The organism is Pseudoalteromonas sp. NJ631, from assembly GCF_000276645.1.
Lineage (GTDB): Bacteria > Pseudomonadota > Gammaproteobacteria > Enterobacterales > Alteromonadaceae > Pseudoalteromonas > Pseudoalteromonas piscicida.
Genome location: NZ_AKXJ01000008.1, coordinates 76,371 through 93,196, shown reverse-complemented (window position 1 = coordinate 93,196; position 16,826 = coordinate 76,371). Strand labels below are relative to the sequence as shown.

Here is a 16,826-nt window from a genome sequence, read left to right as displayed (position 1 = left end):
CACTAAAAAAACGATGTGAACACAGCTTGGTGCCCACATCGTGTTAAGGGGACTAATTGCAGCTTAGTGTTGGTGATGCTTCTGAAGAGATCTGTATCTCAGACAGCGTTACCTCCAGTATCCCGGCGGTTGAAAGCTCGAAAGGGACAACGGTTTTAGTGAAGTCCATGCCTTGGGCTGTAAAGCAATTGAGGTCAATGCTTAGTGATTGCCATTTGGCCAATGGCATCGCTTGAAGTTGCTTAGCAATATCGATTTTTGCGGTGCATGAGCCGTTTGCATCCGCTTCGCCTTCACAGCTCATCGCCACCCAAACCGGTTTATCTGGCGCTGCATCAACTTGTACTTTAAAAGTAAGGGCGCTCTCGGTTGGAACACTTGGGCTGATGTCTTCCCTAAAGTAGCTTTCACTGGCGAGTCTAAAGCCGCTGCGTCGACTACCGTCAAAAAGTAGCTCAATGGCATCTTCTTGTACTTCTCTGTCCGTTGTGCGGTAGCTAATACCACCGAGCGTATGGGTGTTGGCATTTATCAGTTGATTTTCGGCACTGCTGTATAAATGGCCTTGCCAAGGTTTATTGATTGATCTTACCAGCAAGTCTACACCGCTGGCGAAATTTGCCTGAGTTTGTATTTGCTCTGGTAAATTATCTGCGAGTACATTTTGGTCTGAATAACGTAAGCCAAAACCATAAGGTAAAAGTGGGTCGTAATTTTTATCTTGGTAATTTACGATTTGTGTCGGCGTTTTTGGCCAAGAGTAACTAAGCTTGCCAGTAAAATCATACTTAACTTGGCCGTTTTTGTCGGCGAGTAATACGTCGCTGATACCAATTCCTTCAGACCCCGGTAACCATGCCGCCACAAATGCATCTGATGCGTTGAGTTCAGGGTTTACCCACATTGGGCGGCCACTGATGAACACCGCCACCGTAGGAATTCCTGCTTGTTTCAAGCGTTTGAGTAATGCAAGATCAGATTTATCAGACGGCTTGTATTCAAGTGTTGCTCTATCACCGTGGCCTTCTGCATAGGGATCTTCGCCAAATACCACAATAGCAACGTCAGGCTTATCTTCGAAATCACCGCGAGTATTTAATGTGACGGTGCCACCAGCCGCTTCTGCTTGCTGCTTTATACCATCATAAATAGAAGTACCGCCCGGGAAGTCAGCATTGGTGTTGTTGGTACCTTGCCAAGTAATACTCCAACCGCCCGATTGTTTGCCGATGTTGTCGGCACCATCGCCTGCTAACAAAATATGTTGGTTCGGTTTTAGTGGTAATAGCTGATCGTTGTTTTTGAGTAAAACCAGTGACTCACGTACGGCTTGGCGCGCAACTTTACGGTGCGACTCTGCGCCAATGATTTCTGAGTTGCCAGCCAATGGACGATTTGCAGGACTTGGTTTTTCAAAAAGTCCCGCACGGAGTTTAACTCTTAAAATACGGCTTACTGCATCATCAATGCGAGACTGCGCGATAGCACCGCTTTTTGCTTGCGCTAGCGTATTGTTGTACAAGGCTTTCCAGTCGTTCGGGGCCATGACGATATCAATGCCGGCATTAATGGCCTCTGCGCAGCTGTCGTTCGTACAACCTTCTATTTGGCCGTGACCATTCCAATCGCTCACCACAAAACCATCAAAATTCATTCGCTCTTTGAGCACTTGGGTAAGCAAATAATGGCTGCCATGCACCTTTTCGCCATGCCAACTGTTAAACGACGCCATCACCGATTGTGCTCCGGCTTCAAGTCCACCTACGTAGCCTTGAGCGTGAAGTGCAATTAATGCTTTTTCAGAGGCGATATTGTCGCCTTGGTCGTCGCCATCAACCGTACCACCATCGCCAACAAAATGCTTTACTGTGCTGATCACGCGGTTCTTACCAAGAAAGTCCGCCTTAGGGTCGCCCTGTAAGCCTTTAACAATAGCGCTGGAATACGCTTTTACGATGTCGGGATGCTCAGAGTACCCTTCATAGGTGCGTCCCCAGCGATCATCACGTACCACCGCGACCGTAGGGGCAAAGATCCAATCAATTCCGGTGGCTAACACTTCTTTTGCGGTAATGTGGGCGATTTTCTCGATGAGATCTGGATTATTTGCCGCGCCAAGGCCAATGTTATGTGGAAATAGCGTAGCGCCAATGATGTTATTGTGGCCATGAACTGCATCCGTTCCCCACATGGTAGGAATTGTGCTGCCATCTAGGCTATCGTCAATCGATGCCTGATAAAGCGCTTCGGCAAGTTTGACCCAATCTGCAGGCGTTGCATGTTTGTTGTTGTAAGGAAATGCGCCGCCGCCATTGAGATATGAGCCGAATCCGTACTCTCGCATTTCTGCGACGGTAATATTTCGAATCTCAGGCTGGATCATCTGCGCAATTTTTTGCTCCAGGGTCATCTTAGCGAGTATCGACCGAACTCTTTCTTCTAGATTGTTATCGGTTTCGATAGCAGGAGTCAGCGCTGGCCAGTTTTCCACTTGGCGAGCTGCATCAACACTGGTTTTATTTGGGCTTTCGCTACATCCTGTTAAGGTTGCGATAGCCATTGCAAGACCTAGCATGGTTATTTTCGTTTTCATGTCTTAATTACTCTTGAAACGCTGAGGAGTTGCGCCTTTTAATCCAAAGTAGGCGATGTAGATATAGCATAAAGCAGGCAGTAAGAATGACAGCTGCAGATTGATTCCGTCTGCTAGCATCCCTTGAAATAGCGGGATTACTGCACCGCCGACAATAGCAAGACAGAGAATACCAGAGCCTTGTGCCGTTTGTTTTCCAAGCCCATTCAACGATAAGCTAAAGATAGTCGGGAACATCACGGAGTTACAAAGCCCGACCGCCAAAATGCTCCAAAGGGCGAGCTGACCGCTGCTAAATACTGCGATAAGGACTAATGCAAATGCACAGGCTGCATTAAAGGTAAGCACGGTTCGACCCGATATTTTCTGCATTACTAACGCGCCAATAAAGCGTCCGACCATGGCTCCACCCCAATAATATGCGATGATCTTTGCGGCTTGGGCTTCGGTCATGTTGCCAATGTCCGGTTGATGTAAGAAGCTAACGAGTGTTGAGCCAATCGCCACTTCAGCCCCAACATAAACGAAAATGCCGATTGCACCAAGCACCAAATGTTTATGCTGCCATGCCTTGATTTCACCTGTGGTGACTTCCTCAGTAGTACTACTTAGCTGAGGAAGTTTGATAAAGGCAAAGATCAAAGCCAATGACGCGAGCATGGCTGCCAACATTAAGTAAGGCAGTTGGGTTGCGCTGGCATTGCCCACCTCAACTGTGCTTCCCTCACTGAAGATGAGCATGGCGCCAAAAAATGGGGCGACAGTCGTACCAAGAGAGTTAAAGGCTTGGGTCATGGTGAGTCGTGCAGGGGCAGTTTCGGGAGAGCCAAGTACACTAACAAACGGGTTAGCAGCAACTTGTAGCACTGTGATCCCTGCCGCTAGTACAAATAGCGCGAATAAAAACACGCTGTAGATACCACTTTCAGCCGCTGGGTAAAAAAGCACACAACCAACGCCTGCGGTAAGTAATCCAGTTACAATGCCTTTTTGATAGCCGATTTTTCCAACCAATTTGCCAGCTGGCACCGATACAACAAAATAGGCGCTAAAAAAGCAAAATTGGATCAGCATCGCTTGAGTGTAATTAAGCTCAAACGCGCCTTTGAGGTACGGAATTAAAATATCATTCAAGCAAGTAATGAAACCCCACATAAAAAATAGTGAGGTGAGGGCCCCCAAAGCAAATCGGTACTGACCAGTATGGCCCGTGGCGATTGCTGCTGAAACCTGTGGTTGAGACGGTACGCTCACGACAAACTCCTAGTTGATTTTTTTTGGTAAAGCGCTTACATTTATAAAAATGAAAGCGCTTACATTTTTAATGATGATTGCAGAAAGCGAACACGAATTCAAATAAAAAATGTTTTTGCCTTGCACAGTCACTAACACAACACGCTCGTACCTTGGCGTGAACACATAACTTGGAACGATTAACCATGAATAAAATTATCCTGCCAACACACTCGGCCATGTTGAAGGCAGACTATATTTTCGGCGTTGCGACTTCGTCATTTCAAATCGAAGGTGAGCGGCGTGGGCGTTGTGAGTCAATTTGGGATAGGTTTTGTGAACATGATGGCGCGATAAAGGATAGTAGTAACGGTGATATTGCCTGTGAGCATATATCCAGGTGGCAGCAAGATGTTGAGCTCATAACCAGTTTGGGGGTTGACGCCTATCGCCTTTCTATTTCTTGGCCAAGAGTAATGAATGATGATGGCACGGTTAACGATGCTGGACTTTCATTTTACCAACAATTGGTCGATGCGTTGGTTGCGAAAGGCTTAAAAGTGTTTGTCACGCTCTATCACTGGGATTTGCCACAAGCGCTTGAGAATAAGGGCGGTTGGCTGAATCGAGAAACGGCTGTGGCATTTGCACGGTATACCGAGGTGGTATGTAAAGCACTAGGCGATAAAGTGTATGCGTACACCACGTTAAATGAACCATTTTGTAGTGCACATTTGGGGTATGAATTAGGTATTCATGCACCGGGTTTACGCTCCCAAGCGGCGGGAAGACAAGCAGCTCATCACCTGCTTCTTGCTCACGGCTTAGCGATGCAAGTACTAAGAGCGCATTGCCCAAATAGCCTTCTTGGAGTCGTGTTGAATTTTGCCAATGCGGATCCTGTGTCTACAGCGCATTGTGACGTGGAAGCGGCAAAAATCGCGGATGATTACTGTAATCACTGGTATATCAAGCCTATTCTTGAAGGGCAGTACCCAGATTTACTTGCCCAGCTCCCAAGGGACGTACAACCAGATATTTTAGCTGGAGATTTAGAGATTATTGCTGCGCCCATTGATTATCTTGGCGTGAACTATTACACCCGAAATATTTATCAATCTGATGGTAATGGATGGTATGAACAAGTTGAGCCTAGTGCAGAAACACTTACTACAATGGGCTGGGAAGTCGTGCCAGACTCTTTTTGTACATTGCTTCGGGAGTTACATGCTGAGTACCAATTGCCACCACTTTATATCACAGAAAATGGTGCGGCCTTTGACGATAAAATGGAAAATGGCGAAGTATTAGACGCGCAAAGACTAGCTTACTTCCAATCTCATCTGCTCGCAGTTAATCAAGCAATGGAGCAGGGCGTTGATATTCGTGGCTACTTTGCATGGAGTTTAATGGATAATTTCGAATGGGCAGAGGGGTATACGCAACGCTTTGGTATTGTGCACGTTGATTATCATACTCAGCAAAGAACCTTAAAGGCGAGTGCAAAAGCCTACCAAACGATGCTGCTTGAGCGTAAATCAAGTGTCTAAAACTATGCGCATTTTGAGCCAAAATTGGTATAGTGCGCAGATACAACTGATGGAATAAAAGTAATAGGTATGGCAACGATTTACGAAGTCTCAAAAGCTGCTGGGGTATCATTAGCCACGGTGTCACGAGTGATGAATGGCAATGCAAAGGTGAGTGACAAAACCAAAGAGAAGGTGCTCGCGGCAATGTCAGAGTTAGGTTATAAACCTAACGCCATCGCGCAATCTTTGGCTTCTAACCGCAGTAACAGTGTGGGGCTTATGGTATCTGAGCTACACGGCTCTTTCTTTGGTGACATGATGAGCACCATAGAGAGTACACTGAGAACGGCGGGTAAACATGCCATTATTGCTGCGGGCCACAGTGATGAAGAAAAAGAACAACAAGCTATCGAATTTTTATTGGACAGGCGCTGCGATGCCTTAATTGTTCATGCTGAAGCTGTCAGTGATGACTATCTCATTGAGCTTGCGGGACGAAATGTAGAACTGGTGCTAGTGAACCGCCACATTCCAGAGTTGGCGGAGCGCTGCTTTTATACTGACAACGAACTGGGTGGATACCTAGCGACTGAGGCACTATTGCAGCGCGGACATCGAGATATTGCGTATATCAGTGGACCGTTATTTAAGCTTGACGCCAAAGCGCGTTTAGCTGGTCATCAAAAAGCCTTAGCTGAATACAATGTGTCATTTGATCCTAAGCTTTCATTTGAAGGCGGTTATCATGAAACCGATGGCATCGCGGGGTTTAATCATTTAATGCAAACAGGGCAACGTTTTAGCGCCTTGGTTTGCGCAAACGATGAGATGGCATCAGGTGCGATGACTGCGGCTAGAGAAGCTGGACTTGATGTTCCATCAGCGCTTTCCGTTGTAGGCTTTGACGATGTGTTATTTACCAAATATCTTTATCCAAAACTTACCACTATAGATAACCCTATTCGTAAAATGGGCAATGCGGCCGCGCGTTGGGTACTTAAGCATGTGTATAAAGAGAAGCACCAACCCGATGTGGAAAATCTCTACCCACCAACCTTAATCTTGCGGGATTCTATCGCCGTAAAAGCAGAGTAATAAGCGATGACCAGCCTGTCGATATCCAATGCATTAAAGTACACCTTAATTGTATCGTTAGGCGGGTTTATTTTTGGCTTTGATGCGTCGGTGATTTCGGGTGCAATTGGGTTTATTAGCGAGGCCTTTAAGCTCACCCCATGGCAGCAAGGGATAGTCGTGAGTGCGCCTACCTTAGGAGGGTTGGTCGCAACTCTTATTGCAGGGCCGGTGGCCGATGCCATTGGCCGTAAGCAAACATTGCTGATGACCGCGTGTTTGTATTTTGTCTCCGCGATTGGCTCGGCTTTTGCGGCTTCGTTTGAAGCATTGGTGATTGCGCGTTTTATTGGCGGTATGGCATTTTGTTCCTTGATGGTGGCGCCTATGTATATTGCTGAAATCAGCTTAGCGGATCAGCGCGGGCGTTTGGTATCGGTTAACCAGCTCAATATCGTCGTTGGCCTATTTATCTCTTATTTCACTAATTATTTCTTACTTCAGCTCAGCCATAGCGATGCAATGTGGGTGTCTAGTTGGCAAATAGACAGTCAAACATGGCGTTGGATGCTTGGTGTTGAAGCTCTGCCAGCACTGGCTTGGGTTTTGTTGTTACTGTTATTGCCGCGAAGCCCTCGATGGTTATTGATGAAGGATCAGCAGCTAGAGGCTAAACGTACATTGACGCGATTATTTGGTAGCAACAAGGCACAACAGCAACTTGATGCTATTCAAGCCGCGTTACCTAAACTGCAACTGAGTAGTTTGTCGCTTGCACGCAAAATGGGCAGTTTGTTTAGTAAGCGACTTCGTGTCCCTTTGATGGTAGGCGTTGTGCTTGCCGTCGCGCAGCAAGTCACCGGAATTAATGTGGTGTTTTTTTATGCTCCGACCATTTTTGAGCAAAGCGGTATTGGTACTGATGCTGCATTTATGCAAGCGATTTGGATTGGTCTGATCAATGTGGTTTTTACCATCGTTGCGCTACTGACCATAGATAAACTCGGACGGCGGCCATTGTTACTTATTGGGTTAACTGGTATTTGCTTTAGTATGGCGCTGTGTAGTTGGGGCTTTAAACAAGCAACTTATCAGCTAAATACAGCGCATATTGCTGAAATTAAAACTGAAGTAGACGATTTTCCTGTGCATGCTTTAGCACCAATATTAGGCCAGACTTTCACCTCCGATGTTGCATTTAATGACGCAATCAAGCAGCGTTTAACTGCAGATGAGTACCGGCAATACAAGTCCGTGATTTTCGCTCACAGTATTAATATGCCAGCAAAACTGGTTCTGCTTGGGATTTCCCTTTTTGTGGCGTCGTTCGCGATGTCGCTGGGGCCAGTCATGTGGGTAATGTTTTCGGAGATATTTCCAAATGCAATTCGAGCCGTTGCGATTTCTGTTGTCGGTGTGATTAATAATGCTGCCAGTTTTACTGTACAACTAGTGTTTCCGTGGGAGCTTGAATATTTAGGGGCAAGCACCACCTTTTTATTGTACAGCCTGTTTTCATTGCTTTCGTTTGCGCTGGTATTTTTGTTTGTAGAAGAAACCAAAGGTAAGAGCTTGGAGCAGCTAAGCGAAAGTTTAGAAGCAAGAGCAGGTTAGCAAAACCCGCGATAAAATATTTTTCCATGTAACTTTTTTGTAAACGATTTTTCATGTTTGGGATTTATTATCTTCCTTGGACTAGTCCAGAAATTCACATTTAAAGGAAAGATAATGAAATTACCCGTGCTTAGTAGTGCATTACTTGCACTTTCATTTACCGCAAGTGTAGATGCACTTGAAAACAAAGTATTGCTCATTGGTATCGATGGCCTGCAATACGAAAAAATTGCTGCCAATAATACGCCGAATTTTGATCGCCTATATCTAACTCAAGCTTACACTGGCGGGATCGCAAAAACACAAACACAGCAAAAAACCAAAAGTGGCCCAGGTTGGGCGACAATTTTAACTGGGGTTTGGGTGAATAAGCATCAAGTGCCGAGCAACGACTCAGGTCTAGCAAACAAAGCCTATCCCAGCCTTTATCGTTACATCGCAGAACATGATGCTAACGCCGATATCTCAAGTTTTAGTACTTGGGGACCCATTCATACGCAATTCTTCAGTGACGATGTTGCCTTGATGGACAGAAGATCGGAGGGAGGTAGCGACGACGATAATTTAAATAAAGCGCTGGCGACATTAAATAACGGCTCACCTGATTTTGTCTTTTTACATTTAGATGAACCGGACGCCGTGGGCCACAGCTTATGCTTTGGTTCTGCTTACAATAAATCGGTAGAAGATGCGGACAAGCGACTGGGTAAACTGCTCGACGCGGTTGAAGCAAGAGAGCAAAACGGTGAGAACTGGTTGGTGATGGTCACGACCGATCATGGCCGTACACCGGTTGTTGGCTGTCATCACGGTGAGCAAACCGAGCCTGAGAAAACCATCTTTATCGCCACCAACAAAGTGCTGAATAAAGAATTTAGCTCAAAAGACGTTAATCCTGCTAATACCGACTTTTCTGGTTTATATGGCTATCCAGCACAAACAGCGATTGTACCGACAATTTTATCTTACATGGGCATTGAAACAAATGTGCTGGCGGGTTTTGAAAGCACGCCGATGTACGGTGACTTAGGAATTCGTAAACTCAATTATGCCAATAAACTATTTACGTGGCTAAATGGTGCGAATGCGCAAACGCGTGTTTATCGAAATAGCCAATTGGTTGAAACATTGCCAGCTGGTGTTGCCCAGTGGCAAGATCCGCAGCCCGAACCTGGCATCAATAACTATAGCTTTGAGCAACAGGGTGTGTATGTTGGCTATCGAGTTACCGAGCTGAAACTCAGTGCGGCGCATCAGTGGCACAATACTAAAAGCTACTTTTTCTCTGAAGATGCGCGCTACTGGCGTTACGATACTGTGTTAGATAAAACGGATGATGGCTATCCGGTATCGGTGACTAATGGCAACTGGCCGGGACTTGGCGATTATGCAGAACAAATTCGTGCGAGTTTTTATAAAGACAGTGATACGGTGTACTACTTCCTATCGGATGGTCAATACCTGAGCTATGACGTACAGAGCGATAAGGTACGAGCAGGTTACCCTAAAACAATTGATAGCAATACTTGGCCGGGGCTTGCTGCTTACGCAAATAAAATAACCGCAACTCTTCGTTGGACGTCAGATAAGGTGTATTTCTTCCTAGATGATGGTCAATACTTACGCTATGACTTGGGAGATGACCGAGTGGACAGTGGGTATCCCAAGGCTATCAACGATAATACTTGGCCGGGACTTGGTGCCTACGCGACAAAGATAAGTGCAGCATTAAAGTGGAACGACACGCGTGCTTATTTCTTCTTAACTGACGGTCGCTATTTAAGATATAGCATTACTTTTGACAAAGTGGATGCGGGTTATCCTAAAGCCATTGATAATGGCACTTGGCCCGGGTTGCAGTAAACCCTGCATAAGTATCGGATCTTGAAGGGAGTGAACAACTCCCTTTGTCATCTTGTTTTATTCTTCAATGCGCGTTTTTCAGTTATGCTGTGTGCTCCTCTTTTGACAAGGATAATATTGATGGATTTTAGATCTGATACGGTTACGCAACCGACCCCCGCCATGAAACAAAGCATGTTTGACGCGCCGCTTGGAGACGATGTTTATGGTGATGATCCAACAGTAAATGCACTTGAACAGTTTGCGGCTGAGCGTCATGGTTTTGAGGCTGCGCTATTTACCAGCTCAGGTACGCAAGCAAATCTGCTTGCACTGATGAGCCACTGTGAAAGAGGGGATGAATATCTCTGTGGCCAACAGGCGCATAATTATAAATTTGAGGCGGGTGGAGCGGCTGTGCTTGGCTCTATTCAGCCGCAACCATTGGAAAACGAGACAGATGGCAGTATTTGCTTAGAAAGAATTAAGCAAGCGATTAAACCTGATGATTTTCATTTTGCGAAAACTAAGCTGCTTAGTTTAGAAAACACCATTGGTGGCAAGGTATTAAGTCTAGAATATATCGCACAAGCCAGAGCGCTGTGTGACGAGCGTGGCTTAAAGCTCCATCTTGACGGTGCAAGAGTCTACAACGCTGCAGTCGCGTCAAAGGTTGATATCACAGAAATCGTAAAGCATTTTGATTCATTTACTATTTGCTTATCCAAAGGGCTTGGTGCGCCGGTTGGCTCTTTATTACTTGGTGATAAGGCATTGATAGAAAAAGCGAGAAGGCTTAGAAAAATGCTTGGTGGCGGTATGCGTCAGGCGGGCATGCTCGCGGCAGCTGGTCTTTATGCTTTGCAACATAATGTAGAGCGTCTCGAGGAAGATCATCAAAACGCGCAATATTTAGCTGAAAAACTTGAGCAACTGCCTGGGTTTAAGCCATGCAAGCACTTGGTACAGACAAATATTATCTTCGCTGAAGTGGAAGCTGGCATTGATCTTTTTGCGATAGCAAAGCAGTTAAAGGTTAAGGGTATTAATATCACTCCAGGATATCAAGGCATGCGATTTGTGACGCATATGGGGGTGAGCCGCGCCGATGTGGATAAGCTAATAACAGAACTCACTAATTTGTTGATGTGATAGGTGTTACACTTCTTTACATCGAATGTATTTCATTTGGGAACGATTACTGCTAGTTTTGTGCGAAAGTTAAACAAGGAAAATTTAATGTTCTCTTCGTTGATAAAGGCCACTTTTGGTATTTCTGCTTTGCTAATCAGCACCGCAAGTGTTGCCAATTCGGTCGATTTTTCTGCTGGTACTGGCTATCCATTTTTTGGTCAAATTGAACTGTCTCTTCCACAAGCCGATAGTAATAGTCGATGGTATGGAAATTATCTTATTGGTCTGGACGATGGGTTTTCTGTAGGCTATGAGAAAGCGGTGTCTGACAATAACAAACATGCGATAGGCGTGGTGTTAGGGGCTTTGGGAGCAAGAGATGCGGGCCCCGTATGTGAACACGATGATAATATTACATGTGGTATTTTTGAGCCAATTATCGACCTCTTTGATAGTGAAACGACAAATGGTATCGGTGTAAGTTATAGCTACTATTTTACCAGTATCAATCAACCAGGTTGGCGGGTTAAATTGGTTGCAGGTTATGGTGAAAGTGATAGACATAACGTTGATCGCGCTGATGGCAGTTTAATTTTTAGCTATCAGTTTTAAGTCATCGCCCTATTACCATTGGTCTCGGTTCTAGGGCGATTTTGTTCTTATAATTTAATCGTTAAAACTTATACTTTACGTTAGCACTAATAGTTCTACGCTGTCCGTAGAAACAGTCTCCACGGAACAAACAGCTGGTAATAACCGTTTTATCGCTGACATTATCAACTTGTAAACTGAATTGATATTGTTCAATGTCATAGCCAATCATCATATCAACAAGCGTAAAGTTGTCGGTCACTAATTGCTGATGTAGTGTTTGTCCGTTTAGTTCAACTGTACGACTGCCATCGTAGGTTTCTCCCACATGTCTGATACCGGCACCAAATTTAAGCCCAGGAAGCCATTCGTCCGCGCGGTATGTCGCCCAAATTGAAGCTAAGTGCTTTGGTGTTGCTGAGAGCTGAGCATCATCTGTGATTAACGTAACCAAGTCCTGTGCTATATAGAGTTCTGTAGGTGACAGCGGAGAAACGTCTTGTTCCGTATCTGAATAAGAATATGCCGCATAAATATCAAGGTGCTGCCATTCAAGCTGGGCTTCAAGCTCGAATCCTTTTACCGCGATTTCACCGTCTTGTACTTCAAATTCGGGGGACACTTTTCGTATTTGATTTTTGTCTTTGATTTCAAATATAGAAGCAGTGATAAGGTGTTCAGTACCCGTTGGCTGATATTTCAAGCCAAGTTCAACTTGCTCGCCCTCAAGCGGTTTATATGCGCCACCTTGTGGTTTCTGTCCAAATACAGCTTTAAATGATTCAGAATAGCTAGCATAGGGTGCTATGCCATTCTCAAACTGGTAAAGCACACCAATCCTACCTGTTGTGGCATTCTGACTATTCTTGATTGCACCTGTTGTTTGCACTTGATTTGAAACGTCATCATAGCGAAGTGCCGCATTGAGTACCCAGCTGTTTACTTCTGCAGTAACTTGCGCATAAGCACCAAGCTGCTTGTTGTTTAGCGTATTTTCAGGGTTATCGACAACCGCAGTTGGTAACTCAGTGCTTTGTCCATACACTGGGTTATATAAGTCTAATGGTGCTGCAACGCCGCGGCCGCGATCAGAATCAGTATCCGCATTTTGGTAATCAACACCTGATACCATAGTGAATTTAACCGCATCTAATTCCAAATATTTATGGAATTGAAGATCCATCGTCACACTACGTGCACTTGAATCGGTGAGGCTGGCGATACGCTTAACAGTGCGTTTGTCAGCTTCAAATTTTGGTGGCCAAGAATAAATGGTACGGTACTCGGATGAACTATCGCTGTAGCGACCGGAGAACTTAATATGTGTGTCTAAATCAAAGCTGTGCTCAACGATAGCGGTGATCGCTTGTTGCTCAGTATCATATTTATCCCAGCCTGGCTCGCTGACGAAACGCTCACTGGGAATTTGGCCATATTTTGCTGGTAGAATAGTGCCTTCATGCGGGAAGAATTGCGTTGAAGAGCCTGATTCATTTCTCTGAAGGTTGGCAAGTAGGGTAATTTTAGTTTCATCTGAAGCAAGCCAGCTAAAGCTTGGTGCAAGCATCAGGGTGTTGTCATCAACATAATCGGTCTGCGTGCCGCTGTCTCGATACATGGCAACAGCACGTGCTTGATACTCTTGCTGCTCACCAAATGTGGTGTTGTAATCAAGTGCTAGTTGCTTACGGTCGTAGTTACCCACTTGTGCCCAGATCTCACCTTCAGTGTCTGCTTTTGGCAATTTTGATACTGCGTTGACGATACCACCTGTAGACCCTTGTCCGTAAAGTACTGATGAAGGGCCTTTTAAAATCTCGACGCTTTCAAGCGCATAAGGGTTAGTACGCGTGTTGTTGTAATTGCCAAACAGTTTTTGCAGGCCGTCAACATAGAGTAAGGGGTCGACGCCACGAATTTTAGACCAGTCGCCTCGAGTATCAACACCATATGGCCCATTATAAACACCCGCAACATACCCAATCGCATCTTGCAGCGTTTCTGCACCTAAATCAGAAATACGTTGCGCTGTTAATACAGAAACTGAAACTGGCGTTTTGACGATAGGAATTGCTGTTTTTGACGCAGTAGCACTAACGTATGAAATCAGACCTCTTGGGCTAACTTCGATGATTTCAATGTCGTCTTTATCTTGTTTGGTTTGCTCTTGTGCAATTGCGGAGCAAGACAACGCCAGTGCAACACTGGCAATAAGGCTTGGATATTTGTATTTAAATGAGCGCATGATTAATCCCTATGATCTAAGTTTGCGCAAATGATATTGTAGATGAGAGTGATTATCAATATTATTGTTCTGTAATTTGCAAATATTACAAAGCTTTATTCTAGACTACGTATTGATGTGCCTTATATTTGAACGGCGCTCAGCAGCACAGCGCTTTGAGCAGTACTTAACGTTTTCCCAATCTCTTTGCCATTTTTTCCGCCAATAAAACGGACGTTTGCAAATAGGGCATACTTTATAAGGTAGATTTGGTTTTTTATGAGCCATTTAAGGGTTATACCAATTAGTCTTAATACTTGCTCAATTTGACGGAGCAAATCTGACGCTAACTGCGTTAAAAATTTCTCATTTAGAACAACTAAATAGCAAAATTTTCGCCTTGCCTACACGGATGTAGGTACCTTGGCGATAGCAGGACGCGGTAGCGGGGTTATCGACAAGACTTTCTCGCCTCACAATAGAGCACTTAATTAAGCCAATTGGTATTAGTCATTTTTAGTAGTCATACGGTAATGATGAAAAACGAGATCAAAAAAGCCCCATAGCAAGCGCTGTAGGGGCTTTAGAAAGGAAACGGTAAAGGTTATGCAGATGGAATGAGTGCATACCCTCCTTTTAAATGTCCGATATTATGAAAGCCAAGTCTTGCCAGCGCTTGTGCGGCAACTTGTGAACGGCTGCCGCTGCGACACACCAACACCAACTCTTTCGACTTGTCTTGGCTATGTTTGCAAATAAAGTCAGTAAGGCGGGTGAGGGGCACATTTTGATCAAACGCTCTGTCGTGGTTTAGGGCATATTCATGCGGTTCTCGTATATCAATTAACAGCACACTTTCGTTGTTTGCGATGCGAGCATTGAGCTCTGTTGCGGTGTACTCGTGCAGTTCAAATTGGTTTTTATTACAAACTGTTGCACCGCACATGATCTCGCTGCCAGCCTCATCAACAATGTTTTTGTCTATTTGTGCCTTTTTCTCGACGAATATATCAACTGCAACGTCATGTTGAAGCACACTATTTAATAGCAAATTACGATTACACTCTGCCGCTAGGGTGGTTGCAAACTCATTGTTGTAGTCGTGGCTTGGACATAACAAAGTATCGGTTTCGATAAGCTGAGCAAGTAGCTGAATACTGTGTAGCATCGCTTTTGATGAGCTGGTGGAGAAGTTGGTTCTACCTAGCGCTCCCATCAGGATAAGATCACCACAAAAAACGTATCTAATGGTGTACTCAACTTGCTGTTGCTCCAATAGCATAAAGGTGACGCTATCTTCGGTATGTCCTGGGGTGGCTAGTTTTGCAAGATGGTAGTGACCAATAGCTAGCGCTTCGAGTGACTGGCCTTTAAATTCAATTTGTGTAGTTTGAGTTGGCCAGCCTAAATGGTCGCATGTTTGTTTTGGTAAAGTCAGTGCGGTTCGACTCGATTCGTGATCTGCGTGACCATGTGTATCAAGCGCAGCGAGCAGTGTTAGCTGCTGGCATTCCAATATCGTATTAAGACGCTCTACCAGCTCAGGAAGTGGATCGATAATAATCGCCGTTTTTGACTGCTTATCAGCAAACAACCAACAGCATGCTCCACCCACTTTGAATTGTACTAGACCGTCAAGCGCTTCTTTATTGTTAACGCCATTCGCCGCTTGCATGAGACAGCTGTGACCAAGTGCCTGAGCACAATGGAGAATGCGCTCACACGCCGCGTCTATTTCAGTTTGGGTTGTAGCAGGACCAAAAGACAGTCGAATAGCCGACTCGCTTTGCCATGCAGGGAGTCCCATGGCATCTAGCACAAAACTGCGCGTTACCTTTGAACTGCACGCTGAGCCCGAGCTGACACGGATGTTTGCTGCGTCGAACAAATCCATGATTTCTTTTGAGCTAAATCCCGGAATTGCAAAGTTTAGTGTAGTTGGAACGCTATTACTGAATTGATTATTAAATACAATTGTCGGGAACGCATCTTTAAGCGTTTGCGCCAGTTGATTTCGAAAATTGTGTAGTTTATCTACGCTTGCAAATTGGCTGTCATTTTCTTTTAGCAGTTCGTCAAAAATCACATTCAGTGCGGCAAGGCCAGGCAAATTTTCTGTTCCTGAGCGTAAACCGCTCTCTTGACCGCCTCCTGCAATAAATGGCGTAAACGGTGCGGTTTCTCGAATATAAACAAAACCGATGCCTTTTGGTGCATAGAGCTTATGGCCGCTAAAAGGTGCGTAGTCAATTGTTGTTCTTGCTAGGTTTAAGCTGCGTTTGCCCAGCGCCTGCACACAGTCAACCATCCAAAAAATATCTGAATTATGCTTTCTTATTACTTCTTCTAATTTGTTCAGGTCTTGGTATACACCAGTTTCATTATTAACAGCCATAGTGCAAATCATTAGCGCGTTAGGCACTTCATTGGCGATAAACGCTAAATCCAGATTACCAGCACCATCAACTGGGATGGCTTTGACATCAGCATTAATTTCTAAAATTTGATTCCAATGTTTGAGTGATTCAGGCACCGCTTTGTGTTCAGTTGCCCCGTAAAGTAGCGTATATTTTTTATTTGGCTGTATCTTCTTTTTTGCTTCACAAAGGGCTGATAGTATGCCGGTCTGGATGCCCTCGGTTGCGCCACTGGTGAAGATCACTCGACCATGACCAGAACCTAAAACAGCACGTGCTTTTTGACGAGTGTGCTCCATCAGTTGCTTCGCTTGAAGGCCTGTAATATGGCTGCTGCTGGGGTTGCCAAACATGGTTTTCATGGTAACCAATGCTGCGTCTGCTGCTTGCTCTAATACAGGGGTTGTTGCATTAGCATCTAGATATATTTGAGGTAACACCGTTTCTACTGTCATGACTGAGCCTTTAGGTATAAGCAAATTACAGATATAACAAAAAGTAATAAGTAATTATTTATAGTTATAATAAGGGAGATAGGCGTACGTTTCAACTATTGAGGATGTGTTTCTTGC

11 protein-coding genes are annotated in these 16,826 nt (G+C 44.8%); 6 read left to right on the top strand and 5 right to left on the bottom strand.

Annotated elements, in window-relative coordinates:
- Window positions 1-52: 52 nt before the first annotated feature.
- On the bottom strand, window positions 53-2,593 hold the full coding sequence (locus A587_RS0114635; RefSeq protein WP_017218183.1) for a glycoside hydrolase family 3 protein: 2,541 nt from the start codon (window positions 2,591-2,593) through the stop codon (window positions 53-55).
- 3 nt (window positions 2,594-2,596) lie between these two features.
- Window positions 2,597-3,847 carry a sugar MFS transporter gene (locus A587_RS0114630; RefSeq protein WP_017218182.1) on the bottom strand — a complete coding sequence of 417 codons (1,251 nt, stop codon included), beginning with the start codon at window positions 3,845-3,847 and terminating at the stop codon, window positions 2,597-2,599.
- A 185-nt stretch (window positions 3,848-4,032) separates the two neighbouring features.
- Here A587_RS0114630 and A587_RS0114625 point away from each other — a divergent pair, with 185 nt between their 5' ends.
- From A587_RS0114625 to A587_RS0114600, 6 genes are all read left to right on the top strand, one after another.
- The gene (locus tag A587_RS0114625; RefSeq protein ID WP_010375293.1) at window positions 4,033-5,376 is read left to right on the top strand and encodes a GH1 family beta-glucosidase; all 1,344 of its coding nucleotides are present in this window, start codon (window positions 4,033-4,035) and stop codon (window positions 5,374-5,376) included.
- 69 nt (window positions 5,377-5,445) lie between these two features.
- Window positions 5,446-6,453 carry a LacI family DNA-binding transcriptional regulator gene (locus tag A587_RS0114620; protein WP_017218181.1) on the top strand — a complete coding sequence of 336 codons (1,008 nt, stop codon included), beginning with the start codon at window positions 5,446-5,448 and terminating at the stop codon, window positions 6,451-6,453.
- A gap of 6 nt (window positions 6,454-6,459) precedes the next feature.
- Entirely contained in the window at window positions 6,460-8,046 is a 1,587-nt protein-coding gene (locus tag A587_RS0114615; protein WP_017218180.1) for a sugar porter family MFS transporter, read from the top strand.
- 114 nt (window positions 8,047-8,160) lie between these two features.
- Window positions 8,161-9,909 (top strand): hemopexin repeat-containing protein, encoded by a 1,749-nt coding sequence (locus A587_RS0114610; protein ID WP_017218179.1) that lies wholly within the window; start codon window positions 8,161-8,163, stop codon window positions 9,907-9,909.
- 120 nt (window positions 9,910-10,029) lie between these two features.
- Window positions 10,030-11,040: a low-specificity L-threonine aldolase gene (gene ltaE / locus A587_RS0114605; RefSeq protein WP_017218178.1), complete on the top strand. Its 1,011-nt coding sequence runs from the start codon at window positions 10,030-10,032 to the stop codon at window positions 11,038-11,040.
- A gap of 87 nt (window positions 11,041-11,127) precedes the next feature.
- Window positions 11,128-11,634: a hypothetical protein gene (locus A587_RS0114600; RefSeq protein WP_017218177.1), complete on the top strand. Its 507-nt coding sequence runs from the start codon at window positions 11,128-11,130 to the stop codon at window positions 11,632-11,634.
- A 61-nt stretch (window positions 11,635-11,695) separates the two neighbouring features.
- On the opposite strand, the gene A587_RS0114595 is transcribed toward A587_RS0114600, so the two are convergent.
- The 3 genes from A587_RS0114595 to A587_RS0114585 all read right to left on the bottom strand — a co-directional run bounded on the left by A587_RS0114595 (window position 11,696) and on the right by A587_RS0114585 (window position 16,709).
- On the bottom strand, window positions 11,696-13,858 hold the full coding sequence (locus A587_RS0114595) for a TonB-dependent siderophore receptor (protein WP_017218176.1): 2,163 nt from the start codon (window positions 13,856-13,858) through the stop codon (window positions 11,696-11,698).
- 105 nt (window positions 13,859-13,963) lie between these two features.
- The gene (locus A587_RS0114590; RefSeq protein ID WP_082086233.1) at window positions 13,964-14,125 is read right to left on the bottom strand and encodes a DUF2256 domain-containing protein; all 162 of its coding nucleotides are present in this window, start codon (window positions 14,123-14,125) and stop codon (window positions 13,964-13,966) included.
- Window positions 14,126-14,441: 316 nt separating this feature from the next.
- The gene (locus tag A587_RS0114585; RefSeq protein WP_017218174.1) at window positions 14,442-16,709 is read right to left on the bottom strand and encodes an aminotransferase class V-fold PLP-dependent enzyme; all 2,268 of its coding nucleotides are present in this window, start codon (window positions 16,707-16,709) and stop codon (window positions 14,442-14,444) included.
- Between the last annotated feature and the right edge of the window lie 117 nt (window positions 16,710-16,826).

Bases quoted from the DNA above. Each gene is read 5' to 3' on its own strand.
- A587_RS0114620 (WP_017218181.1), top strand. From the start codon at position 5,446: ATGGCAACGATTTACGAAGTCTCAAAAGCTGCTGGGGTATCATTAGCC.
- A587_RS0114610 (WP_017218179.1), top strand. From the start codon at position 8,161: ATGAAATTACCCGTGCTTAGTAGTGCATTACTTGCACTTTCATTTACC.
- A587_RS0114585 (WP_017218174.1), bottom strand. From the start codon at position 16,709: ATGACAGTAGAAACGGTGTTACCTCAAATATATCTAGATGCTAATGCA.
- A587_RS0114615 (WP_017218180.1), top strand. From the start codon at position 6,460: ATGACCAGCCTGTCGATATCCAATGCATTAAAGTACACCTTAATTGTA.
- A587_RS0114625 (WP_010375293.1), top strand. From the start codon at position 4,033: ATGAATAAAATTATCCTGCCAACACACTCGGCCATGTTGAAGGCAGAC.
- A587_RS0114600 (WP_017218177.1), top strand. From the start codon at position 11,128: ATGTTCTCTTCGTTGATAAAGGCCACTTTTGGTATTTCTGCTTTGCTA.
- A587_RS0114635 (WP_017218183.1), bottom strand. From the start codon at position 2,593: ATGAAAACGAAAATAACCATGCTAGGTCTTGCAATGGCTATCGCAACC.
- A587_RS0114595 (WP_017218176.1), bottom strand. From the start codon at position 13,858: ATGCGCTCATTTAAATACAAATATCCAAGCCTTATTGCCAGTGTTGCA.
- A587_RS0114590 (WP_082086233.1), bottom strand. From the start codon at position 14,125: ATGGCTCATAAAAAACCAAATCTACCTTATAAAGTATGCCCTATTTGC.
- ltaE (WP_017218178.1), top strand. From the start codon at position 10,030: ATGGATTTTAGATCTGATACGGTTACGCAACCGACCCCCGCCATGAAA.